This window comes from Lysinibacillus sp. AR18-8 (assembly GCF_001705465.1).
GTDB lineage: Bacteria > Bacillota > Bacilli > Bacillales_A > Planococcaceae > Lysinibacillus > Lysinibacillus capsici.
The window spans coordinates 289,558-314,342 of sequence record NZ_MDGU01000006.1 but is presented as its reverse complement, the minus strand read 5'-3'; the positions used below and the strand labels follow the sequence as shown (position 1 = coordinate 314,342).

General features: G+C 39.4%; 25 protein-coding genes and 1 riboswitch. Of the genes, 15 read left to right on the top strand and 10 right to left on the bottom strand.

Features of this window, described 5'->3' with window-relative positions; all coding sequences use genetic code 11:
- Window positions 1–28 precede the first annotated feature (28 nt).
- Window positions 29–580, bottom strand: a complete 552-nt coding sequence (locus tag BFM98_RS06235) for a GNAT family N-acetyltransferase (protein ID WP_048394516.1) — start codon at window positions 578–580, stop codon at window positions 29–31.
- A 200-nt stretch (window positions 581–780) separates the two neighbouring features.
- Between BFM98_RS06235 and BFM98_RS06230 the strand changes: the two genes are divergently transcribed.
- The 3 genes from BFM98_RS06230 to BFM98_RS06220 are packed head-to-tail and all read left to right on the top strand — an operon-like array spanning window position 781 to window position 2,284.
- A complete protein-coding gene (locus tag BFM98_RS06230) occupies window positions 781–1,368 on the top strand; it encodes an SMI1/KNR4 family protein (protein ID WP_066036847.1) in 588 nt (195 codons plus the stop codon).
- A 2-nt stretch (window positions 1,369–1,370) separates the two neighbouring features.
- Window positions 1,371–1,853, top strand: a complete 483-nt coding sequence (locus BFM98_RS06225; RefSeq protein WP_066036900.1) for a GNAT family N-acetyltransferase — start codon at window positions 1,371–1,373, stop codon at window positions 1,851–1,853.
- Window positions 1,850–2,284, top strand: a complete 435-nt coding sequence (locus BFM98_RS06220; protein WP_054549263.1) for a GNAT family N-acetyltransferase — start codon at window positions 1,850–1,852, stop codon at window positions 2,282–2,284. The genes BFM98_RS06225 and BFM98_RS06220 overlap by 4 nt, the downstream gene beginning before the upstream one ends.
- Window positions 2,285–2,298: 14 nt before the next feature.
- Here the strand turns inward: BFM98_RS06220 and BFM98_RS06215 are convergent, their stop codons facing one another.
- Window positions 2,299–3,036 (bottom strand): class I SAM-dependent methyltransferase, encoded by a 738-nt coding sequence (locus BFM98_RS06215; RefSeq protein WP_066036846.1) that lies wholly within the window; start codon window positions 3,034–3,036, stop codon window positions 2,299–2,301.
- Between the two features lie 343 nt (window positions 3,037–3,379).
- Here BFM98_RS06215 and ccsB point away from each other — a divergent pair, with 343 nt between their 5' ends.
- Window positions 3,380–4,549: a c-type cytochrome biogenesis protein CcsB gene (gene ccsB, locus BFM98_RS06210; RefSeq protein ID WP_066036845.1), complete on the top strand. Its 1,170-nt coding sequence runs from the start codon at window positions 3,380–3,382 to the stop codon at window positions 4,547–4,549.
- 251 nt (window positions 4,550–4,800) lie between these two features.
- Here ccsB and BFM98_RS06205 read toward each other — a convergent pair whose 3' ends face one another.
- Window positions 4,801–5,991 (bottom strand): amidohydrolase, encoded by a 1,191-nt coding sequence (locus BFM98_RS06205; RefSeq protein ID WP_048394504.1) that lies wholly within the window; start codon window positions 5,989–5,991, stop codon window positions 4,801–4,803.
- A 13-nt stretch (window positions 5,992–6,004) separates the two neighbouring features.
- On the bottom strand, window positions 6,005–7,534 hold the full coding sequence (locus BFM98_RS06200) for an AbgT family transporter (protein ID WP_016993914.1): 1,530 nt from the start codon (window positions 7,532–7,534) through the stop codon (window positions 6,005–6,007).
- Between the two features lie 150 nt (window positions 7,535–7,684).
- On the opposite strand from BFM98_RS06200, the gene BFM98_RS06195 reads away from it, so the two are divergent.
- Window positions 7,685–8,983, top strand: coding sequence for a hypothetical protein (locus tag BFM98_RS06195; protein WP_048394501.1), 1,299 nt, complete (start codon window positions 7,685–7,687; stop codon window positions 8,981–8,983).
- Between the two features lie 131 nt (window positions 8,984–9,114).
- Here the strand turns inward: BFM98_RS06195 and BFM98_RS06190 are convergent, their stop codons facing one another.
- The 3 genes from BFM98_RS06190 to BFM98_RS06180 form a co-directional block, all read right to left on the bottom strand.
- Window positions 9,115–9,315 carry a cold-shock protein gene (locus BFM98_RS06190; RefSeq protein WP_004230248.1) on the bottom strand — a complete coding sequence of 67 codons (201 nt, stop codon included), beginning with the start codon at window positions 9,313–9,315 and terminating at the stop codon, window positions 9,115–9,117.
- 229 nt (window positions 9,316–9,544) lie between these two features.
- Window positions 9,545–10,171, bottom strand: a complete 627-nt coding sequence (locus BFM98_RS06185; protein WP_048394499.1) for a response regulator transcription factor — start codon at window positions 10,169–10,171, stop codon at window positions 9,545–9,547.
- Window positions 10,146–12,338 (bottom strand): ATP-binding protein, encoded by a 2,193-nt coding sequence (locus tag BFM98_RS06180; RefSeq protein WP_066036844.1) that lies wholly within the window; start codon window positions 12,336–12,338, stop codon window positions 10,146–10,148. Before BFM98_RS06180 ends, BFM98_RS06185 begins: the two co-directional genes overlap by 26 nt.
- Window positions 12,339–12,527: 189 nt before the next feature.
- Here BFM98_RS06180 and BFM98_RS06175 point away from each other — a divergent pair, with 189 nt between their 5' ends.
- The 8 genes from BFM98_RS06175 to BFM98_RS06140 all read left to right on the top strand — a co-directional run bounded on the left by BFM98_RS06175 (window position 12,528) and on the right by BFM98_RS06140 (window position 19,274).
- Window positions 12,528–13,436 carry a hypothetical protein gene (locus tag BFM98_RS06175; RefSeq protein WP_066036843.1) on the top strand — a complete coding sequence of 303 codons (909 nt, stop codon included), beginning with the start codon at window positions 12,528–12,530 and terminating at the stop codon, window positions 13,434–13,436.
- Window positions 13,437–13,483: 47 nt separating this feature from the next.
- Window positions 13,484–14,461 (top strand): thymidylate synthase, encoded by a 978-nt coding sequence (locus BFM98_RS06170; RefSeq protein ID WP_066036842.1) that lies wholly within the window; start codon window positions 13,484–13,486, stop codon window positions 14,459–14,461.
- A 190-nt stretch (window positions 14,462–14,651) separates the two neighbouring features.
- Window positions 14,652–14,825, top strand: coding sequence for a hypothetical protein (locus BFM98_RS06165; protein WP_254659993.1), 174 nt, complete (start codon window positions 14,652–14,654; stop codon window positions 14,823–14,825).
- A 45-nt stretch (window positions 14,826–14,870) separates the two neighbouring features.
- Entirely contained in the window at window positions 14,871–15,077 is a 207-nt protein-coding gene (locus tag BFM98_RS06160) for a hypothetical protein (RefSeq protein WP_036080672.1), read from the top strand.
- 105 nt (window positions 15,078–15,182) lie between these two features.
- Window positions 15,183–15,596 carry an Rrf2 family transcriptional regulator gene (locus BFM98_RS06155; protein ID WP_048394490.1) on the top strand — a complete coding sequence of 138 codons (414 nt, stop codon included), beginning with the start codon at window positions 15,183–15,185 and terminating at the stop codon, window positions 15,594–15,596.
- 70 nt (window positions 15,597–15,666) lie between these two features.
- Window positions 15,667–16,296 (top strand): NAD(P)-dependent oxidoreductase, encoded by a 630-nt coding sequence (locus tag BFM98_RS06150; RefSeq protein ID WP_066036841.1) that lies wholly within the window; start codon window positions 15,667–15,669, stop codon window positions 16,294–16,296.
- A gap of 155 nt (window positions 16,297–16,451) precedes the next feature.
- Entirely contained in the window at window positions 16,452–17,870 is a 1,419-nt protein-coding gene (aspA, locus tag BFM98_RS06145; RefSeq protein ID WP_066036840.1) for an aspartate ammonia-lyase, read from the top strand.
- Window positions 17,871–18,029: 159 nt separating this feature from the next.
- Window positions 18,030–19,274: a methyl-accepting chemotaxis protein gene (locus BFM98_RS06140; RefSeq protein WP_066036839.1), complete on the top strand. Its 1,245-nt coding sequence runs from the start codon at window positions 18,030–18,032 to the stop codon at window positions 19,272–19,274.
- Between the two features lie 195 nt (window positions 19,275–19,469).
- On the opposite strand, the gene BFM98_RS06135 is transcribed toward BFM98_RS06140, so the two are convergent.
- On the bottom strand, window positions 19,470–19,790 hold the full coding sequence (locus BFM98_RS06135; RefSeq protein ID WP_483306196.1) for a YhfM domain-containing protein: 321 nt from the start codon (window positions 19,788–19,790) through the stop codon (window positions 19,470–19,472).
- A gap of 110 nt (window positions 19,791–19,900) precedes the next feature.
- On the opposite strand from BFM98_RS06135, the gene BFM98_RS06130 reads away from it, so the two are divergent.
- Window positions 19,901–20,281: a PH domain-containing protein gene (locus BFM98_RS06130; RefSeq protein ID WP_048395723.1), complete on the top strand. Its 381-nt coding sequence runs from the start codon at window positions 19,901–19,903 to the stop codon at window positions 20,279–20,281.
- Window positions 20,282–20,443: 162 nt separating this feature from the next.
- Here BFM98_RS06130 and BFM98_RS06125 read toward each other — a convergent pair whose 3' ends face one another.
- Complete coding sequence (locus BFM98_RS06125; RefSeq protein WP_066036838.1) at window positions 20,444–21,211, bottom strand: GNAT family N-acetyltransferase; 768 nt, start codon at window positions 21,209–21,211, stop codon at window positions 20,444–20,446.
- Window positions 21,212–21,456: 245 nt separating this feature from the next.
- Window positions 21,457–21,640: riboswitch (cobalamin riboswitch) on the top strand.
- A 226-nt stretch (window positions 21,641–21,866) separates the two neighbouring features.
- On the opposite strand from BFM98_RS06125, the gene BFM98_RS06120 reads away from it, so the two are divergent.
- Window positions 21,867–22,622: a hypothetical protein gene (locus BFM98_RS06120; protein ID WP_048395717.1), complete on the top strand. Its 756-nt coding sequence runs from the start codon at window positions 21,867–21,869 to the stop codon at window positions 22,620–22,622.
- A 136-nt stretch (window positions 22,623–22,758) separates the two neighbouring features.
- On the opposite strand, the gene BFM98_RS06115 is transcribed toward BFM98_RS06120, so the two are convergent.
- A complete protein-coding gene (locus tag BFM98_RS06115; RefSeq protein WP_066036837.1) occupies window positions 22,759–24,696 on the bottom strand; it encodes an elongation factor G in 1,938 nt (645 codons plus the stop codon).
- Between the last annotated feature and the right edge of the window lie 89 nt (window positions 24,697–24,785).

Genomic DNA, 24,785 nt, shown 5'->3' with positions numbered 1-24,785 from the left:
ATCATAGTATCTCTCTTGTGCTATTCTGTTAATTCCTCTCCCAATCGGAGCGTAAGAGGCCAAATAAAACTACGTCATGGAATGTACCGAAGCGGAAAATTTCTTGGCGTAAAATGCCTTCTTTTGTGAAGCCACATTTTTCATAGGAGCGAATAGCTGCTGGGTTAAAGCTAAAAACCTGAAGCTTGATTTTCTGAACAGCTATATATTGGAAGATAAAATCAATAAGCGTTTTCATTGCATCCGTGCCATAGCCCTTGCCGTGCCACTCTTTCCCAATTGAAATGCCCACTGAGCAAGTGCTATTTTGCCAATTCACTGCATAAACGCCACAGGAGCCTATTAACTGTTGTGACGCTTTTTCATAGATACCGAAAAAGTATTCCTCCTTCTTTCCGCTGATACTGTTAAAGAAAGCGGTGTGATCCTCTACAGTTTGTGGAAAGGGAATCTCATCATTAGCAAGTAGCAAAGAGGTGATTTCGCTTTCGATTGCTATAAAAGCCTCTAGGTCAGCAGTAGTCATTTGTTGTAAAGTGATCGATTGACCTGTTAAAAATGTTTTCAAATAATGTTCCATTATTGTATTCTCCCTTATATAAGGGCTGCAAGTAGCGTTACAACCCTACGATTGTTGGTAATATTTTCACGTCTACTGCATCTTTCACACTCATAAACCCACCCCTTTTTTGTGCATACTTCCATAGTAGCATGAGGGACTAAGAGAATGGAAGAAATTATGTTAAAATATGTCATAGTTAAAGAGAGAGAGGGATTAAGATGCGCACAACATATTTTGCGAATTTATTACAATACTTACCACAAGAAGAGCAGCAACAATTACAACAGGCTTTTGGTGCTTCAGAGACACAAATTCAGGCCTTGTTAGAAGTATTTCCGAACTGCCCACAAGCTTTGGTGGAGCTATTACAGGATGTCAATGGTACATATTATTGTCAGCATGGGCAAGAAACGATCTGTGTTTTAGTGCTAGGCTCTGATTTAGGGGATTATCCGTATTATTTAAAGTCGGTGGAGCAAATCGTGAAAGATTATCATGATAAACGTGAAACAATTTATGAGCGCTATCAGGAATTTTTAGCGTATGTGGAAGTAGATGAAAAGATTAATATGCATGTCCCGTTAAATGAACGGCTATGCTTTGCAGATTGTATGAATAATGGGGGCACATCAAGCCTATATATTGATTTTACGCCAAATGAAGCGGGACAAGTTGGCCAGGTGGTTCGTTATGTCCATGATCCTGATAGCTTTGAGGTAATTGCAGCTTCGTTTGAGGATTATTTACAGCAACTTATAGAGGGAGAATATGAATTCACCGCTATTTACGAGGAGGAATTCGAGTGACTATGAAGCTCATGTTCTATGAGGACGAAGCACAAAATTTAGTAGAACAATATACCCTAACAGAAGAGCAGCTACGCTATACAAAGTCTCCAAAAGAAAGCATTGCACTTGCTAAGCAGGATAATAGTCGGCATGCCATTTTAGCAATGGACGGTAACAAGCTAGTCACGTTCTTTGTCTTACATGAAAAAGAGGGGGTGACGCCTTACTCCTCCAACGAACAGGCGCTATTAATCCGTTCCTTTTCCACTGATTTTTATGAGCAGGGCAAAGGCTATGCCAAGACAGCACTCCAATTATTGCCTGACTTTGTTCGCAAGCATTTCCCATACATCAATGAGCTGGTGCTCGGGGTCAATGTACCAAATAGAGCTGCTCAAGAACTTTATAAGCGATGTGGCTTTGTCGATGAAGGCAGACAGGCAATGGGACTTCGAGATGAGCTAAAGGTGATGAGCTACTATATGAAGGAGGTTGAAAATTGAGCCATCATATAATTGAAGCAAGAATGGAGCATTTACAAGCACTTTGTACAATCGATCAAGAAGTAATTGGAGATTCATCCAGAGCGGAAGAAATTCAGCAAGCTATCAAAGAGAAACGCTGTTTGCTATACCAATCCGCCGATACCATTGGGGGGTTTTTGCTATTTAGCAATGACTTTTTTGGCTATAGCTTTATTTCCTTAGTCATTGTCAAGCCGTCCGAGCGCAGAAAGGGGATCGCATCTGCCTTAATGACCGCTTATATCCAAATGGCTAAAACAGCAAAGGTTTTCTCCTCTACAAATCAGTCCAATAGGCGTATGCACCAGCTTTTTCATAACCTAGGCTTTGTCAAAAGCGGTTTTATCGACAACTTGGATGAGGGAGACCCGGAAATTATTTATATGAAACAAGCCTCACCACAAACATAGGGTGAGGCTTTCGTTTATTTTTTTGCTTTGATGAATAAAAAGGATGGTCTGCGTAGCTCCTTTTCAATAGAAGGAAGCTGTTGAATGGCTGCTGTGCTTGGAATTGGTTCTACGATTTTATCAATGGTTAACCCATGGGTAATCAATGTATTGACCAGTGTCGCTATAGTGCGATGATATTTGACAACACCATCCACCAACCATGTTTGCTCACGCAAGCCTTCTTCCTGGTAATGATCCACAGCATAGTGCAGACGTTGATGATTGTCATCATATACCCAATTATCATCTGTTGTATGACGAGCTGTAGCAATAGGATGCTCTACAGAGAAAATAAATACACCGTTAGGACGTAGCATGTGAGCAATTTGACCAATGACCGCATCGAAATCTTTGACATAATGAAGAGATAGGGAGCTGGTTATACAATCAAAACTAGCCGAAGGAGCCTCATAATCCTCTATTGCCTGTAGCTGATAGTCAATTTGTGAGTGGGCATGCTCCTGTTTAGCGACGGACAGCATATTGCTCGAAACATCTAATGCGGTTACGTGCTTGGCTTGATGGTCGATACAATACTTGGCGAAATCCCCCATACCACAGCCAATATCGAGTACCTGTAAATTTGTCAACGGTGGAAGTAAAGCCTTCATCGTGGGCTGCTCCAAAAGACGGTTATAATTAGATGCTTTTTGTCTCAATGTCTTGTAGTGATGAAAAAATATCGGATTATCATAAATATTTTGTTTCATTAAAAGCCTCCAGTTTATGAAACATAACGTTATGTTATTTGTGCGCATCATTATTGTCCCATGTAGATAGAAAAAGAAATAGACTTTTATTACAATTTTTTGTAAGATGTAGATAGAGGCATACCATTTTTTGATACAGTTATCTTCCATTTAATGGGATATTTTATCGTTCCCTCTACATAATGATTGATCCTACCAAGCACATCCCCATTTCCATGTCATAAAAATGTAACAATTTGAAAAAATAAAAATATTTAAAGGGAAAACATGGCACTTCTTACACGCTATAACGTTCTTACTATTTGGAAGCATATTCCGAAAAAGAGACGTTGGAGGGATTCTATTGAATCAAGAAAGTTTATTATCCATTAGTAGCAATGCCTTATTTATTGCCTTTATTCTACTACTCATTGCTATTGTGCCATTAGGGCTAGCAGTCAAATCAAAGAGAAAAACATTCGGTAAGCTAGGACTATTGCTCACTTATATAGCCTTTGCCCTACAGCTCGTGTACTTTGTTGTCAGATGGGTGGCGGTTGACCATGCACCTGTCAGTAATATGTATGAATTTATGACGTTCTTTGGCATCATGCTTACAGGAAGTTACTTAATTATCCATTTCTTATATAAGCAAATCGTGGTTGGCTTATTCACGATTCCTGTATCCTTAATCATCCTTGGTTATGGAAGCGTTTTCGCGAAGGAAGTATCGCCGCTTGTTCCATCATTACAAAGTCACTGGTTAACAATTCATGTCATGACTGTGGCCTTTTCTAGTGCCATTTTATCTGTATCCTTTGCTACAGGTTTAATTTACTTATTAAGAACGCTGGATGTTTCCAAAAAATCTATCAGTACATACGGGCTTGAGTTTGTGTTGTATTGTTTGGTGGTTGTCATTGGCTTTATTGGCGTATCGACGTTTTTCAGCCTTGCCACAGAAGATGTGCAGGTACAATTCGATAATGCACAGGGACAGCAAGAAAAAGCCACTTACTCCATGATGCCCCTGATTGTAAGTAAAGGAGCCGTCACCGAGAATGGTGAAGCAATCGGTGGTGTCGAAATCACAAATAAAATAGATGCCAAGAAATTAAACTCGATTGTCTGGGCATTTATCGTGGGTACTATTTTATATGGTGTCATTCGATTCATCACAAGAAAATCAGTGAGTGCCTTATTAAAGCCATGGACAAGCCGCGTACAGCCACAATTAATGGATGAGATTTCCTATCGCGCAGTTGTTATCGGCTTCCCATTATTTGCATTAGGTGGCCTGCTATTCGCCATGATTTGGGCGCAAATTGCCTGGAGTCGCTATTGGGGCTGGGACCCGAAAGAGGTGTGGGCATTAATTACCTTTTTATTCTACGCAGCCTTCCTCCATTTTCGCTTATCCAAAGGCTGGGAAGGAGAAAAAACAGCCTGGTTGGCCATCATCGGCTTCGGCATTATTGTGTTCAACCAAGTATTTGTCAATCTAGTCATTGCCGGCTTACATTCCTATGCCTAGTTAGAGGTAGGGGGGTCTTGACTCCTAAGTGATCCTGACTGAGTGAGGAGGAGCCCGCTCTAAAGTGAGGAGAGAGCGCCCAAGCTAGTCAGGTAATCGCTCCAAAGTGAAAAGAAAGCGCTCAAACTAGTTAGGTAACTGCTCCAACTAGTCAGAGAACCTCTTAGCTTTGGCCATCCTTTTCTTCTTATTAAAATATTCAACCGAAAAAAGCATTACGAAATGCATGTAGCACTTCGTAATGTTTTTTATTAATTATTTTTTGCGAAATAGTCTAGCGTTGCTTGACCTAAAACGTTGGCGGCAATTCGTAATGAGCGTTCGTCGATATCGAATTTCGGATGATGGTGTGGATAGACTTCCTCCCAATCAGGGTTTTTCGCCCCTGTGAAGAAAAACGCACCGGGGATTTCCTCTAAGAAATAGGCAAAGTCCTCACCGCCCATATTGGGATCAACTATTTCAACAGTCTCAACATCTGCAATTTTCTCTGCGGACGCCATTATATGCTCAGTCTCTGCATCATGGTTCACAACAGGCGGATAGCCTCGCACATACTCATACTCGTAATCGGCTTTTGTTAAATAACAAGTTGCCTTTAAAAGCTCTTCGATTTCATGCTCTAACAAACTACGCTCCTCCTCGTGGAAAGTGCGCACCGTACCCTTCATGTACACTTGATCAGCAATGACGTTGAATGGATTTAATGCCTCAATATGGCCAATTGATACTACTGCTGGACGTAATGGGTTGATGCGACGTGCCACAAGCTGCTGTAAATTTGTAATAAACTGAGCTGCAAGGACAATGGAGTCCTTGGTGTCACTTGGGTTTGAACCATGGCCGCCCTTGCCTTTTATCGTTATATAAATACCATCTGCTGCAGCCATTAATGGTCCTTTAGCTGTTTGCACTTTGCCAAGATCAGTGGGTGCCCATAAATGTGTCCCAAAAATAACATCTACACCTTCTAAGCAGCCATCTCTAATCATCGAAATAGCTCCACCTGGCGCAAGTTCCTCAGCATGTTGATGAATAAAGACGATTGTTCCTTCTAAATCATCCTTCATTTGATTAAACGCCTTCGCTAAGATTAAGAGGGAAGCTGTGTGTCCATCATGGCCACAAGCATGCATACGCCCTTTAATTTTCGATTGGAAAGGTAAGCCGGTTTCTTCCGTAATGGCTAAAGCATCAAAGTCTGCTCGTAACGCTACTGTTTTCCCTGGTTTTCCACCAACTAGCTTTGCCACAACTCCATTGCCACCTACACCTTCACGAACCTCATGACCTAATGCACGATGAAAGGCAGCAATGGTTTTTGGCGTTTCAACTTCCTCAAAGGAAAGCTCAGGATTTTCATGGAAATGACGACGAAGCTGTATTGTCTCTTCTTCATAATGTTTTAATAAATCTGCTAACTGTTGTTGTAATGTTGTCATTCTCTAACACTCCTTATTTTAAGTAAATATAATCTCCAGGGCCAAGCGGTAAACCTAGTAGGAACCAAATGGCGAAGAGGATAATCCAACCGATTGCGAAAAACACCGAGAACGGTAATAAAGAAGAGATAAGCGTACCAATTCCGATATTTTTATCATAGCGCTTTGCAAATGATAGTAAAATCGCGAAATACGGTAACATAGGGGTAATTGGATTTGTAATCGAATCCCCTACACGATAGGCCATCTGCGTAACCGCTGGGGAATAGCCTAAGTATAAGAACATTGGTACGAAAATTGGTGCAAGTAAAGCCCATTTTGCAGAAGCACTGGCGATTAATAGGTTGACAAAGGCACATATTAAAACAAAACCTATCATCATTGGTAAACCTGTAAAATTCAATGCTTGTAAAAGCTCTGCACCTTTAATGGCTAAAATAGAACCAATATTGCTCCAGTTGAAAAAGGCAATCATTTGTGAAGCGGCAAATGCTAATACAATAAATGGTGCCATATCTGCAATGGATTTAAAAATTTTCTCTGCAACTTCCTTATCGTTTTTAACCTCCTTCGCTGCTATCCCATAGGCAAGCCCAGGTAATAGGAAGAAGAATAACATGATAGGTACAATGCCTGCCATGAAAGGTGAGTTTAAAAAGCCACCTGTGGCAGGATCTCGTAAAAGACCGTTCGACGGTATGACTGTAAAAGCAATGACTAAAATATAAACTAGCGTTACGATTCCAGCCCACTTTAATCCTCTCTTCTCTAAAGCTGTCAATGGCTCTAGCTTTTCAATTTCACCGTGAAAAGAACCAAAGCGAGGCTCTGTAAACTTCTTTGCAACCCATGTACCAATAATGACTAATAAAAACGTCGAAGCAATTAAGAAATAGTAGTTCATCGTTGCACGACCAGTGTACGCGGGGTCTGCTATTTGTGCTGCTGATTCTGTAATCCCTAATAATAATACATCTAGAGAGCTAATTAATATGTTCGCACTGAAGCCTCCAGCTACAGCTGCATATGTAATAATTAAGCCTGCTAATGGATTTCGACCAATACTCATAAAAATCATGGCTGCAATTGGTGGTAAAATGATAAATGCCGCGTCAGCCGCTAAGTTACCAACTAAACCTGTAAAAATGATAAAAGGTACAATTAATTTTGTAGGTGCTGACATCACAATTTTCTTCATGACAGCTGAAATTAAGCCTGTTTGCTCAGCTAAACCAATACCAATCATTGTCACGATTACTAGCCCTAATGGAGCGAAGCCTGTAAATGTTGAAACCATCTGCGTTAAAATTAAGATAAGTCCTTCTTGACTTAGCAGATTTTTTACTTGAATGACATCTTCGGTCCCGGGTTGAACTGCTGAAATACCGAGCATGGATAAAACCCATGATAAAACTAGTACTACACCTGCTAGAATAATAAATAACGTGATAGGGTCCGGTAGCTTATTACCTGCACGCTCGATTTTATCTAACATATTGTCAATCCAAGATTTTTTCTTAATTGTTTGTGAATTCCCTTGCATAAATTTCATCTCCTTTTATACTTTATTAGACTTAACCTTTAAGAATCCAATGTCTCTATTTTAAGACATTGAAAATCTATGTCCTTTATACAAAGAAACCATATTTTCTGACTATTTTCAATATTTATTTTTTATTAAGGAGCTATATGTATGTATAAAATTAATGTTTTTACCGCAAAACGCTCACTTTCATGGGTTCAACAGCTTGAAAAAATTAAACCCTCTTTTTGTGAATTTCATTACTATGCTTATACTGATTTTGAACATTTGAATGAGCTTTTAGAAAAGTATTTGGAAGGGGGAGATGGAGCGCTTTTTAGCGGACAAATTCCATATTTTTATGCTCAAACGCATTTTCAAGAAGCAACGGTACCTATGCATTATTTTGATATTTCAGAGCGTGATTTTTACCGTACCGTTACGGAGCTTTTTTATGAGAAAAAGATTGCTATGAATCGCATTGCCATCGACTTTTGCTATGAGGAAAACGGCTATTTGGGCATTCATGAATGGTCGATAGGAAAAAAACCTTATCTTTTTAGCCAAACGATGAGCGAGTACGCAAGTAGCGATATTGTCGATAAAGCTGCTGAATGGCATCTACAATTGCATAAGGAAAACAAGGTTGATTTGAGCTTTACCCGCATTGCAGAAATACGTGAGCGCTTAGCTGATCAAAATATACCATTTATCGCTTTTTACCCGTCTCAATATGCAATGCAATTAACATTAGATCATTTTCTCAATCAACTGCGAATTCGACAGCTTAACCAAAATAAAGTAGTGGTAGTGCATATTTTAATTCCGATCGATAAATCGAATATAGAAGACCTAGAATATCGGCAAATTGCCTTATATAAAACTATATTAGATTTCAAACAACTGTATGCTAGCTCATTTATCGTACATCGTGAGGCATCCTTTATTGCAATTATCACGACGTATAAGCAATTTTTAAGTACAACGAATCGTTATTCACATTGTCATTTAGTTGATTTTTTAAATGAGAAGCTATCGTTTCCTGTCAGAATAGGGTGGGGAATTGGTGACTCTCTAATTGAAAGTCAGGAGTTTGCTAAAAAAGCCGCAACCCTCTGCTCTTCAAAGGAAACACAGGGATACATTATTGAAAATTCACGAGAAATCGGGCCTTTACTATATGGAACGATGCTACAGTTTGACGATGAAAAACAACAGCATCTAAAAAATTTAAGTACGACATATGATATTCCCTTATTACAATTACAAAAAATAGAAGCGATGCTGGAAAAACTAACGACAACGATTGTTAGTGGGGAACTGCTCAGCACACATCTCGGCATTACTGTACGCTCTGCAAACCGCATTTTAAAGCAGCTCCATGAGAAAAATTTAGCACACGAATTACCAAGCAACACGTCCACCACGCGTGGACGCCCAAAAAAGTATTATCAAATTCATTTATATTAGTCAGGATGGAATGGCTCATACGGTGGGGGCTACCTGTGCAAGTTGATAGGATGAATAAATCCTGACACAGGAAAAAGAGACATCCATTTACGAATGTCTCTTTTTATATGCACGTCTATGTTAAGTGAAGATTATAGTTTCACTACATTCGTTGCTTGAGGTCCACGGCTGCCTTCTTCTACGCCGAATTCAACTTTTTGGCCCTCTTCTAAAGTTTTGAAGCCATCAGATTGGATAGCTGAGAAATGTACGAATACATCATTGCCACCTTCAACTGCGATGAAGCCAAAACCTTTTTCTGCGTTAAACCATTTTACTGTACCTTGTGTCATGTAAACACCCTCCCAAAAAAATTCAACAATCAATTGCTTCTATCACATATAAAAAACGTATTCAAAAGCTCGTATTACTTTTGAATACGTGTTTTTAATCATAGCAATGAAGTAATGTAATTATTACCCTTATTATAGTACAGAATTGTTTGTATATCCAGTAAATTCCGTTTTTAGTAAGGAAAAATTTACATTTGTAATCTAATAGTAAAGAAACGCTATTTCCTCATTATTTAATCCATGCTTTTTCCTTCGCAACAATGACAGCCTCTGCCCGCGATTCTACATTCAGCTTGACGAATAGCTTCGATAAATAGTTCTCCACCGTGCGCTGGGTGACACCAATTGCAGAGGCGATGGCTTTATTTGTACAGCCTTGGGCAACGAGCTGTAGTATTTCCTGTTCCTTATCGCTCAGTAGAACCTCCTGCTGCACATTCGGCAGGTTGGTGCGTTGCTGTACAAAGTCTAAGAAATCGGCTGCCAGTAAAATCTCACCTCTTATGGCTGCTTGAATGGTTTGGATCACTTGCTCCTTTGTCGCTAGCTTTGATAATAGACCGTCAATTTTTTTCTCAATCAATAGCTCATAATAATCGGAAAGTTCGTAGCCTGTGTAAAGAATAATCAATGCATCTGCTTGTTTTTTCTTAATCATCTCTGATAGTTGAATGCCGTTGATTGGCTTCATATTAATATCAATGAGAAACAACTGAAAGGTAGCTGTATCCATTCTTGATAAAACGGCTGCGCAATCCTGTTCTGTTTCGATTTGAACATTGGCTAAATCCTGCAACAATGTTTTCGTACCATCTAAAACGACAGGATGGTCATCTATAATAAGTATGTTCATCATATGAATCCCCGTCCTCTTGTATTTGTATATAAATATGCATGCCCTCGTTAAGGCTCGATTGAATGGTAATGTCACCATTAAAAGCACGGACACGTTCGCGAATGCCATTAATGCCCATTGATGCAGAGGACTGTATTAAATCGTCAATGTCGCAGCCTATACCATTATCATCGTATCGAAGGATAAAGCCTTGAGGGATTGCTTGTAATTGAAGCGAAACCTCTGTTGCTTCAGCATGCTTGATTGCATTATTTAACAGCTCCTGAACAAGACGATAGACTACGAGATGCAGGGTGACATCCTGAAATTCTACACGATCAATTTGGGCGCTTAATAAAAAATCAGCCCTTATTTTTACCTTTTGAATGAGTTTTTTTAATGCCATTTGTAAACCAAAGGTATCCAATAGTGGGGGACTTAAGTTCTCGCAATATTCTCGTAAGTCCTTCGTTGCATTCAATAGCTGCTCGCGTATAGCTAGCACGGTCTCCTTCTGAATAGTAGGGGAGCCAGCTAGGACATCAAGCTCTCTGGCTAAATGAAGCTGCTCCTGCAAAATGGTATCATGTAATTCCTGTGCTAAAATACTCTTTTCCTTCTCAATAATATTCCATAGCAATTTATCGAGCCAAGGAAGCGGTGTATCGCTGGTATTTTTTATATGCTGAATTTCACGCACTAAATCCTCAATTTGCTGTAAGTTATTGATAAACATGGACACATACAGTGCAAGCAATTCTAACCAAAGTAGCTCTTCCTTTTGCAGAGCATGGCGTATTTCTAACATAATCTTTTCCTCACCAGCATCATGTAACAGTAATTGCGGATAGTAGCTTACATGCTGTGGAGAATCGTCTGTTATTGTCCGGATATGAAACGCTGTGGTTCCAAGCTTCTCGGTGATTTCATATTTAAAACGATCCAATAATTCTTGTTGGTTTTTTGCTTTGCCCATACGCTGAACGGCTGCATATAAATTATGTACATAATTTCCAGTAGAAGAGAAGATAATTTTTCGATACTTAAAATCAATGCGTTCTTTTATATAAAAGCTTGCAATGATCACCATAAAGACAAGTAAAAAAATACTTGTGACATGGACGATGGATAGCTCCCCCATGAATAACAGGGCAATCCCTGCTGTCAACAGAAGCGCACTGAAAAAGGCTAGCGTTGAATAATAGCGTAATCGTGATAATTGGTATTCAATATCGAATAATCGTTCGTTCACCTGAATGAACAGAAAAGAGAACGGAATAAATAATAAAAATAATGCGGCGATTTCAGCGTGTAATATCGGCTTATGTCCTAATATTTCAGGTGTAACGAAGAATAATAAAAAAGGTAAAAACGGCACGATAAAGGCAAGCGCAATTAAACGAATTTTGGCCAATTTAGTACGTAAATAACTCGTTACTAAAATAAAAATTGCATAGACTACCAGGACAGCAAATAAACTTAGGTTCAATATAGGTGTGAACTCACGTAATGATGGCTCAATTTCCTCCATTAGATAAAAGCCAGGGATGAACAGTATTAATAAGTACAGCCATTTGCTGTGAGGGTAGGTCCACTTAATTTGTAGGTATTTGAAAAAGTGTTGTAAAAAGTGAATAAAGAGAACCATGCATAAAATAATACAGCTACTAATGACAAACATCCCAATCATATTTCCTCTAGCTGATGCGCCAGTACTGATATAGGCGGTCGAACAAGTTAATAAAAATAGGATCAATAAAAATGTTGAAAGATTATTTTGATTGCGTCGCCAAACATAAAGTGCGACACCAAAAGCTAGGAAAAAATAAAAGATAGGGAACAAAATTTGCAAATATAATTCTTCTGGCATGTCTCGATGTTTGACAGCAATGGTTTGAATACTCTTATCAGCCTTTTGGATCGTTAATGCATTGGCGCTTCTAATGATCATTTGCTGTTGAACGTAGCGATTCTCCATGGCAGGCTGCCCATCGATAGCCACAATAATATCCCCTTTTTCTATATTTTTTTGCTCTGCCCATAGAGGGTAATAGCTATCCACAAAAACAGGCTGACCGTTTGTCGTATCGAGAGTGAGACTCACAAAGGGTGTTTTGATGGTAATACCTAACACATAAATACCGAGTATTAAGTATGTAAGAAAAATACAATAAGTACATTTTTTCATTGTAAAACCTCTTATTTGCTTATGATCATAATCTCCTATATATTATCGCTAATTATTGATAAATTTGGAATACCGAAATAACGAGTTTCGGAAAACCACTATTGTTTTTTCGGAATAACGAAATAGTGTTTTCGGACATGGCTATGATAGGGTAAATTTAATCATTAGTGACGATAGGGGGACTTCTGCGTGAAAAAAGGCATTTTAACACTTTTACTTTTTTTTCTCATCGCTATGATCACCATTCCATTGACCCCGAAGGCCAAAACGGTGAATCAGGATAAAGTCGAGGTAGAAATTGGTCTCATAGGTAGTGATCATCATTTTGTCTATAAGATTCCGAAGCATTTACATAAGGATATGCCCTATACAGAAATGAAAAATGGCATTCAAGCTTCCTTAGCTAATCATTGGAAAATTGGTGAGACTCGTTATGAGGCCAATAAATCCGATGTTGCCTATACCTTTTATATTCAGGATTTATTTCAAGAAAAGCAGGATGGTCAGCTAAAAGTAGCCATTCCCTATCGTCATCTAGTAGGGATGTTTGGCGAGCAAGATCCTATTCAATTGCGTATTTTAGCAAGTAAATTATCCAAGTGGACTGTCAATACAAAGGATTGGACAGCGCTTGGCTTTATGGAGCCCTTTACTTTTTTAAGTGAACGTGAATATGTCTATGAGGGAGCAGTCCAAGAGTTATTAAACCAAAGAGTGGGCCATTTTGATGGCACCATTCAAAAAAGTCAGTTGCTTTTATACAGTGTCATTTATTTTTGCTTTATGGCTATCCAACTGCTTGCTTGTCTTATTTTATCCAGACGGTTAAAAAGGAAAATCATTAAAAACCCAGACAATATGCATCAGTTCCGTAAACTCAATTACCTGTATCAATTGGTGCCGATTTTGATCATTGTCGCACAAATCGTGTTCCTTGTATTATCGGGTCTGATTACAGCATTTGGATTATACTTTAGTCCTGGCATTGATTTATTAGTGATTGTTGGACCTGTTTTATTAAATATCATCCTGCTGCCCACTTTTTTCGTCACAACAGAGAGTGAAATTTCAAGGGAGCTCAACAATAATTCGTTGTGAAATGGTATAATGATCAACAGCAAACTTGAAGGAGCTGTTGAAGAAAAATGACGCATCCAGAATTCGCGTACTTAAATTTACTACAACATATATTAGAAAATGGCACAAAGAAAGAGGATCGAACGGGGACAGGTACATACAGTGTCTTTGGGTATCAAATGCGTTTTGATTTAAGCAAAGGTTTTCCTCTTCTAACGACAAAGCGTGTGCCCTTTAAGCTTGTAGCAAGTGAATTATTATGGTTCATTAAAGGGGATACCAATATCCGTTACCTATTGCAGCATAATAACCACATCTGGGATGAATGGGCATTTAAAAAATGGGTGGAATCTGATGAGTATAAAGGTCCTGATATGACAGATTTTGGTCGACGCTGTTTAGTAGACGAGTCATTTAACGCATTATATCAAAAAGAACTTGCCTCATTTTGTGAACGTGTCTTAACAGACGATGACTTTGCACAGCAATACGGAGATCTCGGAAATGTCTATGGCAAACAATGGCGCCATTGGACAACCTCTGATGGCGAGAGCCTTGATCAGCTACAGGATGTCATTCATCAGATTAAGCATCAACCTGATTCACGCCGTATCATTGTCAATGCATGGAATCCTGAGGATGTCATTAATGCGGGCGCAAAGGGCAGTAAAGCTGCATTACCACCGTGCCATGTGATGTTCCAATTTTATGTAGCAAATGGTAAATTAAGCTGCCAGTTAATGCAAAGAAGCCTTGATACATTATTAGGCTGTCCATTCAATATTGCGTCTTACGCCTTATTAACACATTTGATCGCACATGAGTGTGGCCTAGAGGTTGGCGAATTTATTCATAGCATTGGGGATGCACATATTTATGCAAACCATGTGGAGCAAGTGAAAGAACAGCTATCACGTGAGCCAAGAAACCTACCAACATTGCACATCAATCCAAATAAAGCATCCATCTTTGATATAGAGCTTGAGGATTTATCGATTGAAGGATATGATCCACATCCTGCGATTAAAGCACCAATTGCCGTATAATGCTAACAGCAGCCATTTTGGTTGCTGTTTTTTCAAACAAAGATCTAGGTCTAACTATTTGTTTTACGAAATAGGAGTTGGATGACTGGATGAAAAGAAATTAATTATAGTTATTATGGTATAATTAGCATTATTTGGTATAATGGGAATAGTCCATTATATTGTAGGGGTGATAGTTGTGAAAAATACAATGGTACTTCTAGTAGATGAATATGATCGACAGCAAAGCGAGCCAGAACAAAGCATGGGTTCTGTGCAACATGCATATTCTTGTAACAAGATCGAATTGTCGCAGCAGCAAATTCAAGAAATGATGCAAATCATCGAAGAGATTCGTTTGAAAGGTTATAAAGATACACTATAAATGTAAGCGCCTCCTAAGCTATAATGGCTATGGAGGTGTTTTTTTATGAACGTTATTTTTATCGATTCTTATTCTGGGGAAGAGCTGCTACATATGGTGTCACAAGATGTAGCAGGCATTTTGGCAGCAGCGCAAGGAGAAAGTGTGACATTTCCTGTAGGTCACTTTAAATATGAATTTCATAATTTAGATTTTTATGAGGACAACGGTCAAATACGACAGGAATTAGTCATTTACGTAAAAAAAATATAAGCGATACATTAGCAACAGCATAACGGGGAACAATATATACAGGTGACAGGGCTTGACTTTTTTCTGCACCTGTAACTATAATAGTTACAACAGGTGGTGATACATATGGTGAACAGTCGATTTTCGGTGGCGATCCATATTCTTTCGCTCATTGCTACAACCTCTGATAAAAGTCTCCTTACGTCCGATTTTATAGCTGGAAGTGTGAATACCAATCCAGTAGTCGTAAGAAGAATGATTGGTGTGCTAAAAAAAGCAGGCTTACTTTCTTCTCATTCTGGCATGGCTGGCTATGAGCTATTAGTAGAGCCAAAGGATTTAACACTGCTAGCGATTTATCAGGCAATTGATGGGCCAGAGCAGCTATTTGCCATTCATGATGAGCCCAATCCAGCGTGTGCAGTAGGTCAAAAAATCAAGCATACATTAGAGGGTGTCTATACATCTGTGTGGCTGGCAATGGAAGAGCAATTACAAGCACAGACGCTACAGGATGTGCTAGATCAGCTTCGTACTTAGACGGAGATGGTCTTCTTGTATCTAACCTGTAACTAAAATGGTTACAACTAAACCTTAGGAGGAATAAATCATGAAAATTGCCGTAATTGGTGCAACAGGAAAAGCTGGACAAAAAATAGTAGAGGAAGCGGTACAACGTGGTCATGAGGTCACAGCCATCGTTCGTTCAGCAGCAAAAGTGACAGCTGCTATTCCAGTAATTGAAAAAGATGTGTTTGATGTGACGCAAGATGATGTAAAAGGCTTCGATGTCGTTGTCAATGCATTCGGTGCTCCAGCTGGACAAGAAGATTTACATGTCAAAGCTGGTCGTCATTTGATCTCGATTTTCCAAGGTATTCCTACAAAATTAGTGGTTGTAGGGGGAGCGGGCAGTCTATTTGTGGACCCAGAGAAAAAAGTACGTGTGATGGATACACCAGATTTCCCAGCCATGTATTTAGCAACAGCGCAAAATCAAGGACAAAACCTACAGGATTTACAACAATCATCCATTACTTGGACATTTATTAGTCCATCTGCATTTTTCGATCCAGAAGGACCACGTACAGGTCACTATACAGCAGGAGTCGACCACTTATTAGTAAATGGCGCGGGGGAAAGCTATGTCAGCTATGCAGATTACGCAGTGGCTGTCGTCGATGAATTAGAAAACCCACAGCACGTTAATAGCCGTTTCACAGTAACGTCAAATAAATAATAAAATGCAACCGAGCGTAGGAAATGCGCTCGGTTTTTTGTGATTTTTTTGCTTTTTTGAAGGATTTTTTTCGTTTACAGAAAAATGACTGTTTACAATACGACTTTTATTAGCTACTATCAAGTGTGAGTATTACATAAAAGGAGACGACAATAATGTCAACACAACGAATAGAAAAAGATTTTTTAGGTGAGCGCGTATTACCAGCAGAGGCGTATTACGGAATTCAAACACTACGTGCTACGGAAAACTTCCCAATTACAGGCTACACAATTCACTCTTCACTTATTAAAGCAATGGGGATTGTGAAAAAGGCAGCTGCATTAAGTAATATGGAAGTACACCTATTATCAAAAGAAATTGGTGAGGCAATTGTCGAAGCAGCGCAAGAAGTGATTGATGGCAAATGGGATGCTGAATTTATTGTAGACCCAATTCAAGGTGGTGCAGGTACATCCATCAATATGAATGCCAATGAAGTCATCGCTAACCGTGCCCTAGAAATTTTAGGGAAAGAAAAAGGTGACTATCACACAGTAAGCCCAAACAGTCATGTCAATATGTCACAATCAACAAATGATGCTTTCCCAACAGCTATTCATATCGCTGTGTTAAATTTAATAGATGAATTATTAGTAACGATGGATTATATGCAATCCGTTTTCCATCAAAAAGCAGAGCAATTTGCTCATGTCATTAAAATGGGACGTACGCATTTACAGGATGCCGTGCCAATCCGCTTAGGACAAGAGTTTGAAGCTTATTGCCTCGTTATCAACCGTGACATCGTACGCATTCGTCAAACTCGCCCGAATTTATATGATGTGAACATGGGTGCAACGGCTGTCGGAACAGGCTTAAATGCCTTCCCAGACTACATTAAATCTGTTGATGAGCATCTTGCTGAAATTTCTGGTTTACCATTAAAAGGTGCAACGCATTTAGTGGATGCAACACAAAATACAGATGCCTACACAGAAGTATCAGGCGCTTTAAAAATCTGTATGATTAATATGTCTAAAATTGCTAATGACTTGCGTTTAATGGCTTCTGGTCCTCGCGCAGGCTTAGGAGAAATCCTGTTACCAGCTCGTCAACCAGGTTCTTCAATTATGCCAGGTAAAGTTAACCCAGTTATGCCTGAGGTGCTGAATCAAGTAGCCTTCCAAGTAATTGGGAATGACCATACAATTTCTCTAGCATCGGAAGCTGGTCAATTAGAATTAAACGTAATGGAGCCTGTATTAGTGTTCAACCTAATCCAATCGATTAGCATTATGAATAATGTATTCCGTGCGTTTACAGAAAACTGCTTAAAAGATATTGAAGCAAATGAAGAGCGCATGAAAGAATATGTAGAAAAAAGTGTAGGCGTGCTAACAGCAGTTAACCCTCACATCGGTTATGAAGTAGCTGCTCGTCTAGCACGTGAAGCTATTTTAACAGGTCGTTCAATTCGTGAGCTTTGCATTGAAGAAGGCGTCCTAACAAAAGAACAATTAGACTTGATTTTAGATCCATATGAAATGACACACCCAGGTATTGCGGGTTCTAGTATCATGAAATTAAAATAAAACGAGCAATGATGGACTGTAGACATGCCCTAAAAGGCTGTCTATAGTCTTTTTTTGTAGACCTTTTCTCATATAAAATAGAGCGTATCCTTATGTATTTTAGGATTATTCAACTATAATAATGGTATGGAAGACATATTTTAGTTGGGGGAATTTGTAATGAGTTTACGAAAAAAGAGTTTACTTGGCTTTTCCGTTTTAAATGTTTTAATGATCGTTATTTTATTTATCGATTTAGCCAATGTAACGACATTAGATTGGTTTTCTACCGTGTTAACGATTGTAGGCATCGCTATTACACTATCTTACACAGTGTATGTCCACTACAAAGTGATACAGCCTATCAAACAAATCACAGAGGCTGCACAAGGAATTACGGCAGGTCAATTAGATACCGTTGTCATTGAGGTTCGTGATAATGATGAAATTTCTCAACTAGCACAATCCTTTTTAGAGATGCAGGAACAATTACGAACAATGACACAAAAAATTGCGCACAGCTCTACAGATTTATCGGCAAGCATCGAGGAATTATCTGCGAGTACGAATGAAATTACGCTTGCTGTGGAAGAAGTAGATCAACAAATGGAGAAGACGTCAGAGGGCTTGAAGCAAGCAGCACAATCGGCTAATGATAGTGCTAAATCTATGCAAGAAACCGTTGATGGCATTGAGCGAATTACAGTAGCCACACAAGATGTGTTTGTGCATGCGAAAGATGCTAGCGAGATAGCAGGAAATGGTGCAAATATTTTACATGTGGCAAAAGAGCAAATGCAATTTATTTCCTCTTCAACAGAAAAAACAAGTGGATTGATGCAGCAATTATCCCTTAAAATGTCAGATATTAAATCAATGACAGATATGATTACTACCATTACAGATCAAACAAATCTACTAGCATTAAATGCGGCCATAGAAGCAGCACGCGCTGGGGAGCATGGTAAAGGCTTTGCCGTTGTAGCTGAAGAAGTGCGTCAATTAGCAGAACAATCAAAGCACTCTGCTACGCAAATTGTGGATTTAGTTGTAGGAATAGAAAGTGATACAAAACAAGTAGCCTCATCAGTAGAAGCTGATTTGAAAAATGTTCAACAAGGAGTGTATGTCATTGACGAAGCGACAAAATCATTTGGCACAATTTCACAGCATGTTAGTCAGATGACAAGTCAGCTGGAGGATATTTCGACGACAGCTGAGCAGCTTTCAAGTAGCGCCAATGAAGTGGCATCCACTGTGACAACCATCGCAGCTGGCATGGGCAAGCTATCGAATTATACAGAAGCTGTTTTACATTCAATGGATGAGCAAACAGCCTCAATGCAAGCAGTTAATCATGTCACACAGGATTTAAGTGTCCAAGCGGATAACTTACAAAAGTTAACTAACCAGTTTCAGGTTTAGGCAATGAAAAGGTATGTTGCTAGGTTTTTAAGCCCTAAATAAGCCTTTTCATCAATACTACGAAAAGCCGCACAATGGCACTAATTGACCATAAAAACACTTTCCTAGAATACATGGAAAGTGTTTTTATGGTCGAACCAGCGCAATTAGTTTCCCAGTGAACTCCTCAGATAGTGTGTAGATCGTATGCGTATCCTAGACATGCATCAAACTACTGTTTTGACCTTTATCACCTAACCAAAGATGATAGCCATATTTGTTTCCTGCCTTATCCACTATTTGTACATCATATTCTGGCGAAGCCATATTGACAATACCCTCGTCTTTGACAGCTGTTGCAATGGCTTGTTGGAATAGTGTAAGTGATTCTTCATCCGTATATTCTTTAAAAAAATCAGTGTTCACCTTGTTAAATTTAGCACCAATAGAAATGCTGACCTTAGCTAATTCTTCATCTGGTTTTTCATTACATCCTAGTAAAACAACGGCTAGTAGAGACACTAAGGCAGCTATCATTATTCGCAACCACTCACCCCCTTTATAGGCTAAATAATACCACCATTTCCTGTCGTAGCTCTCACTTCTTTGTAATACATTAAATAAACGAGAGTGAAAGGGGACAGATAGTGGGCTTATTTGATGGATTGATCGGCAATGCAAGCGAGGTGAATTTAGAAAAACTACAGGAGGAGGTCCATAATTTATTAATTCCAAACGAGACAGTCAAGAACGCCTATAAAATTATTAGAGACACGTTTATTTTTACCAATAAACGATTGATCCTCATTGATAAGCAAGGAGTGACTGGCAAGAAAACAGAGTATCATTCCATTCCCTATAAAAATATCGTTCATTTTTCAGTCGAAACAGCTGGAACATTTGATTTAGATGCAGAGCTTAAAATATGGGTGTCTGGCAGTCCATTACCGATTCAAAAAAACTTCAATAAGGCGACAAATATTTATAAGGTGCAAAGCGTCTTAGCACAGTATGTGTTGGGGACGTAATGAAGGTGCTAATAGTACATGTGCACAACCAAAAGCCCGCAAATATGCGAGGCTTTTTTGTCGTGCCAGAAGAGGACGGCGTAAGGGATTTTAAGTCGGCTTCATGATTACGGTAGGCTCGAAAATACTGATAAGCGTAAATAAGAACGCCTTGCCGAAGTCTTATTCAAAGACAATCATTTCTCCAACTTCTTTAAACCCGAAGCGTTTGTATATATTCTTTCCATCCTCTGATGCCTGTAAGACTACGGGCTTTCGCTTATCAATTGTTTGACTGAGTAGGAATTGAAACATCTCACTGCCATACCCCTTGCCCCTATACGCATCTTTTGTCATCACATCATAAATCCCATAGCTATGTTTACTGTCTATTAATAATCCCGTAGCGATAGGTATTTCCTTTAAACAGCCAATAAACATTCGAGCATTTGATGCTAACTTTTCCTGTGAGAATTTATGAAAATAAGTTTCTAATGCTTCTCTTTCTGCTGTTTCTCCAAATAAACTTAGAAAAACTTCCTTATATTGTAGAAGCTCTTCCTTGTTGCTTACTTCTGTGATGGTAAGATGATTGGAAATTCGTGGACCTGTGTGAAGTGTATGGTCAAGCTTCATCATCATATTTCGTTCAGCTTCCTGTAAATTGCAGTCTTTTATCAGCTGTATCCAATCATCGCTTAGATAGTTGGCATCCACCCACGTGTTGAAAGGAAGTTTATTAACAATGAAATGATTAATCCTTTGTTTAAGATGATTTTCCTTATGAATCATAGGCGATTTCACTACTAGCAAATTAAATGTATCAGTTGGAATATTTGTATTGGCTATGACAAAATGAGCTTCCTCTATAATTTGTCCAGAAACAGCTTGAGTAAATAGTTTCATTTTTTCCTCTAAATTACTCGTCACTAATTGTTGACTTGCTTTCATATCTTTCATCCTTTCACTATTAGTAGTGCGCACTATCTTTTATTATAGAGTCATTGAAAGATTAAAAATACTGAGTTCACCGTTTTTATATCCTCCCATAATTTTCAGAAAACAATCAGGCACGAAAAGCAAGGATGATTAGTAGTTTGGAAAATATTGTGATATTTGACTTTAGAAAAACACTACTTTACAATTGATTTTAGTAATCTAATAGGAATGTGCATATACTCATTCCTTTGACAACTGAATAGCGTGTAGTAATAGGTGCAAATTGCGTGCAATTTGCTTAAAAGGGAAGTCGGTGCAAATCCGACACTGTCCCGCAACTGTAAATGTGAGCGACTTTTCAGTATCCACTGTCTTTGGACGGGAAGGAGAAAAGAAGCGATGATCATGAGTCAGGATACCTGCCTGTTACGAGTACACACCATAAACCTACGAGGAATAGGAGGTGGCATGTTGACAAAACAGAATGCTCTGTTCGTCACAGTACGTCAAACGCCCATAGTAAATGAAAGGGTTCACAATCGAACTCGTTCACACATACTTAGGGTTTGTTTGGCATTGTGTGATGAAAGAAGATAAAATGAAGGATTTCCTCAAAAGTAGGGAGTCCTTTTTGTTTTGAAAATATGTACGCAAAGGGGATGCACGTATGACAAATATTCATGTAACGACAACGTTGGAAACGCCTTATGAAGATCTGAACATTTGTAAGCAACCACGAACAGAAGTTGCCAAGAAAGCGAAAACAAGAATGGTGGTCGAGTCTCTGATCGATCAATTATTAGCAACGAAGCTGATTCGCAATGATCGCTTCTTTGAGCAAATCTTATATAATAAAGAAATTATTTGGATACAAAATGGGGATGTGGACGGTCATCTTTTAGCGAAAGCAGCCATAGCAGATGAACTAAAAACAAAGACGAATAGTTTTATGATGTACATGCCGACCAATCCGATTGTCTATGAGGTCAACGGAGAAGCGTATCACTTAATTACGCGCATTGATTCTACACGCGCAAAGCCCAACCTCGACCGTCTATCATTGGAGCCAAAGCCTGTTTTAAGTGCCGCTCGTGTCAATGACTTATTATGCTCGATTGTCATGCGCTTTTACGAAACATATTTATATGATTTAGCATCTCATCATGACAAACTCATTGCATTTGTGCAGCAGGAATATGCCCAATTTATTGAAGCGGTGCAAGCGTTAAATGATTATCATTTCAACTGGCATCCACGTGGCAACGGTCACGAGCTTTTACTGCAATTAATTGATCATCTACAACTATTAAAAAGTCAACCTGGTAAGGTACTAATTGATTTTACGAACAAGCATGACTATGTAATAGTTGAACCCGCATATTTGTTGGACAATCCAACAAAGAAAGCTGTCGGTGCACTATAAAAACAAGCCCTCCATTTTTTGGAGGGCTTGTAATATCTTATGGCAGGGTAGAGATATATTGATGCCCAAGCAAGAAATACCCGCGCTAGAGCGATGGATACCCGTGGAAGCCGAGGAAATACCAGAAGTGCCCACCCTACAGGCAATGCATGGCTGCCTGTGCTTCTTGCCATGGAACCGAATATCCTTTGCCCTTAGCACAAAAGATACTAGAGGAACTATACTCAGGGTCGGCATTTTTATCGTAGCCAATCTGTGCAATCACATCCTCTGTATTATGGCACACATCATAGCCATCAAATTGGAGTGTGAGTGCACCTTTCCCATTTGTATAGGCGGCAAAGGTTGTGCTGTAGCTCATTAAAGTGGCAACAGGTGCACGACCTGTTAGGATAACATCCGTTTCGGATAAAATCGGGTCATCGAACGTGCCAGCTGCTTGCTGAATATCAGTCATCATACGACTGATAAAGTCATTTGAAGCTTTCATTTTAAAGCGATAATAGGGTTCAAGTAGGACATTTTGTGCCTGCTCCAGCCCCTGACGCAGGGCACGGAAACTGGCTTCACGGAAATCTCCCCCCGATGTATGTTCATTGTGCCCGCGACCTGTTAGAAGTGTAAAATGAATATCTGTTACAGGGAAGCCTGTTAGTAGCCCATGATGGTCACGCTCAAACAGATGCTTTTCAACAAGGCGCTGATTGCCTACAGATAAATGATCGGCATGACAGGCATTGGTGAAGGTATTACCTGTTCCACGTGGATTTGGCTCCATTAATAAATGAACTTCTGCATAATGCTTGAGGGGCTCGAAATGACCATAGCCCGTTACGGTCGTTTCAATGGTTTCCATGTATAAAATTTGCGGCTCACCAAAGGAGACAGCTAATGAAAAACGCGTCATTAATACCTCTGTCAGGACCTCCAATTGAATGGCACCCATAATATGCACATGGATTTCCTGAAATTTTTCCTGCCAGACCACACGCAAGGACGGCTCTTCTGCTTCGAGTAACCGGAAAATCTGTAGCACTTCCTTGATATGCTGATCACCCTCATATTGAACCTTTGCCTGTAAGGTTGGGACAAGTTCATAGGGCTGTGATAGCATCGTTGTACCGATTCGATCCCCAATGTTTGCCTGGCTCAGTCCTTTGATAGCGAAAATTTCTCCTGCCTCTACCTGTTGAACGGTCTCAAAGCGACTGCCGTTATAAAGGCGAATTTCGGTCACTTTTTCTGTTACTTCGTCAAATGAAAATTCATCTCGTACATGCAATGAGCCCTTGGTTGCCTTCATAAAGGTTAAACGCTGGTGACCATCATGACGAATCTTAAAAACCTCGCCCTCAAATGGGGCATCCTTGTCAAAATGGGAAGCCGTTAACAGCGGGAGCTGGTCAAGAAATTCCTGAATGCCCTCATCCTTTAAGGCCGAGCCAGCAAAGCAAGGGAAGGCACCTTCATTTTTAATCATTTCCTTTAATTGAGCAAGACACTGTTCATGCTCCAATGACTCATTTAGAAAGGCATCAAGCAATTTTTCGTCGCGCTCCGCCAGCCATTCCATAATATTATTTGATACATAGTCTGCTCGCAGTGGCTCATCGATGAGCAATACATGCTGAGAGCAATCTTTGCGAAGCTGTCTGATGACAGCCTCCATATTGGCACCCTCACGATCCATTTTATTGATAAAGAAGAAGGTAGGGACATGGTATTGACGTAAAAGTTGCCACACTGTTTCTGTATGGCCCTGTATCCCTTCGACAGCGCTAATGATAATAATGGCATAATCCATCACACGAATAGCACGCTCCATCTCAGGGGAGAAATCGACATGCCCTGGCGTATCAATCAATGTGTATGTATCATCGCCAATATTCATGCGCCCTTGCTCGGCAAATATCGTAATGCCTCGTCTGCGCTCTAGCTCATGATGATCAAGAAAGGTATCCTGATGATCAACTCGCCCCCGTGCTTGAATACTATTTGTATGAAAAAGCACTTGCTCAGAGAAGGTCGTTTTTCCTGCATCCACGTGCGCAAGTACACCGATCGTTTTGTACATAAGAAATCCTCGTTTCTATAGAATGCTATCTTTTTATTGTAACAGAATACTAGCTTCTATATTTCTTGTAAAATAGTTCGTCTTTATGT

What these genes read in the sequence shown, in the direction of transcription:
- BFM98_RS06235 (WP_048394516.1), bottom strand. Translation starts at nt 580, where the DNA reads ATGGAACATTATTTGAAAACATTTTTAACAGGTCAATCGATCACTTTA.
- BFM98_RS06230 (WP_066036847.1), top strand. Translation starts at nt 781, where the DNA reads ATGCGCACAACATATTTTGCGAATTTATTACAATACTTACCACAAGAA.
- BFM98_RS06225 (WP_066036900.1), top strand. Translation starts at nt 1,371, where the DNA reads ATGAAGCTCATGTTCTATGAGGACGAAGCACAAAATTTAGTAGAACAA.
- BFM98_RS06215 (WP_066036846.1), bottom strand. Translation starts at nt 3,036, where the DNA reads ATGAAACAAAATATTTATGATAATCCGATATTTTTTCATCACTACAAG.
- BFM98_RS06205 (WP_048394504.1), bottom strand. Translation starts at nt 5,991, where the DNA reads ATGACAACATTACAACAACAGTTAGCAGATTTATTAAAACATTATGAA.
- BFM98_RS06200 (WP_016993914.1), bottom strand. Translation starts at nt 7,534, where the DNA reads ATGCAAGGGAATTCACAAACAATTAAGAAAAAATCTTGGATTGACAAT.
- BFM98_RS06195 (WP_048394501.1), top strand. Translation starts at nt 7,685, where the DNA reads ATGTATAAAATTAATGTTTTTACCGCAAAACGCTCACTTTCATGGGTT.
- BFM98_RS06190 (WP_004230248.1), bottom strand. Translation starts at nt 9,315, where the DNA reads ATGACACAAGGTACAGTAAAATGGTTTAACGCAGAAAAAGGTTTTGGC.
- BFM98_RS06185 (WP_048394499.1), bottom strand. Translation starts at nt 10,171, where the DNA reads ATGATGAACATACTTATTATAGATGACCATCCTGTCGTTTTAGATGGT.
- BFM98_RS06180 (WP_066036844.1), bottom strand. Translation starts at nt 12,338, where the DNA reads ATGAAAAAATGTACTTATTGTATTTTTCTTACATACTTAATACTCGGT.
- BFM98_RS06170 (WP_066036842.1), top strand. Translation starts at nt 13,484, where the DNA reads ATGACGCATCCAGAATTCGCGTACTTAAATTTACTACAACATATATTA.
- BFM98_RS06165 (WP_254659993.1), top strand. Translation starts at nt 14,652, where the DNA reads ATGGTACTTCTAGTAGATGAATATGATCGACAGCAAAGCGAGCCAGAA.
- BFM98_RS06160 (WP_036080672.1), top strand. Translation starts at nt 14,871, where the DNA reads ATGAACGTTATTTTTATCGATTCTTATTCTGGGGAAGAGCTGCTACAT.
- BFM98_RS06155 (WP_048394490.1), top strand. Translation starts at nt 15,183, where the DNA reads ATGGTGAACAGTCGATTTTCGGTGGCGATCCATATTCTTTCGCTCATT.
- BFM98_RS06150 (WP_066036841.1), top strand. Translation starts at nt 15,667, where the DNA reads ATGAAAATTGCCGTAATTGGTGCAACAGGAAAAGCTGGACAAAAAATA.
- aspA (WP_066036840.1), top strand. Translation starts at nt 16,452, where the DNA reads ATGTCAACACAACGAATAGAAAAAGATTTTTTAGGTGAGCGCGTATTA.
- BFM98_RS06140 (WP_066036839.1), top strand. Translation starts at nt 18,030, where the DNA reads ATGAGTTTACGAAAAAAGAGTTTACTTGGCTTTTCCGTTTTAAATGTT.
- BFM98_RS06135 (WP_483306196.1), bottom strand. Translation starts at nt 19,790, where the DNA reads ATGATAGCTGCCTTAGTGTCTCTACTAGCCGTTGTTTTACTAGGATGT.
- BFM98_RS06125 (WP_066036838.1), bottom strand. Translation starts at nt 21,211, where the DNA reads ATGAAAGCAAGTCAACAATTAGTGACGAGTAATTTAGAGGAAAAAATG.
- BFM98_RS06120 (WP_048395717.1), top strand. Translation starts at nt 21,867, where the DNA reads ATGACAAATATTCATGTAACGACAACGTTGGAAACGCCTTATGAAGAT.
- BFM98_RS06115 (WP_066036837.1), bottom strand. Translation starts at nt 24,696, where the DNA reads ATGTACAAAACGATCGGTGTACTTGCGCACGTGGATGCAGGAAAAACG.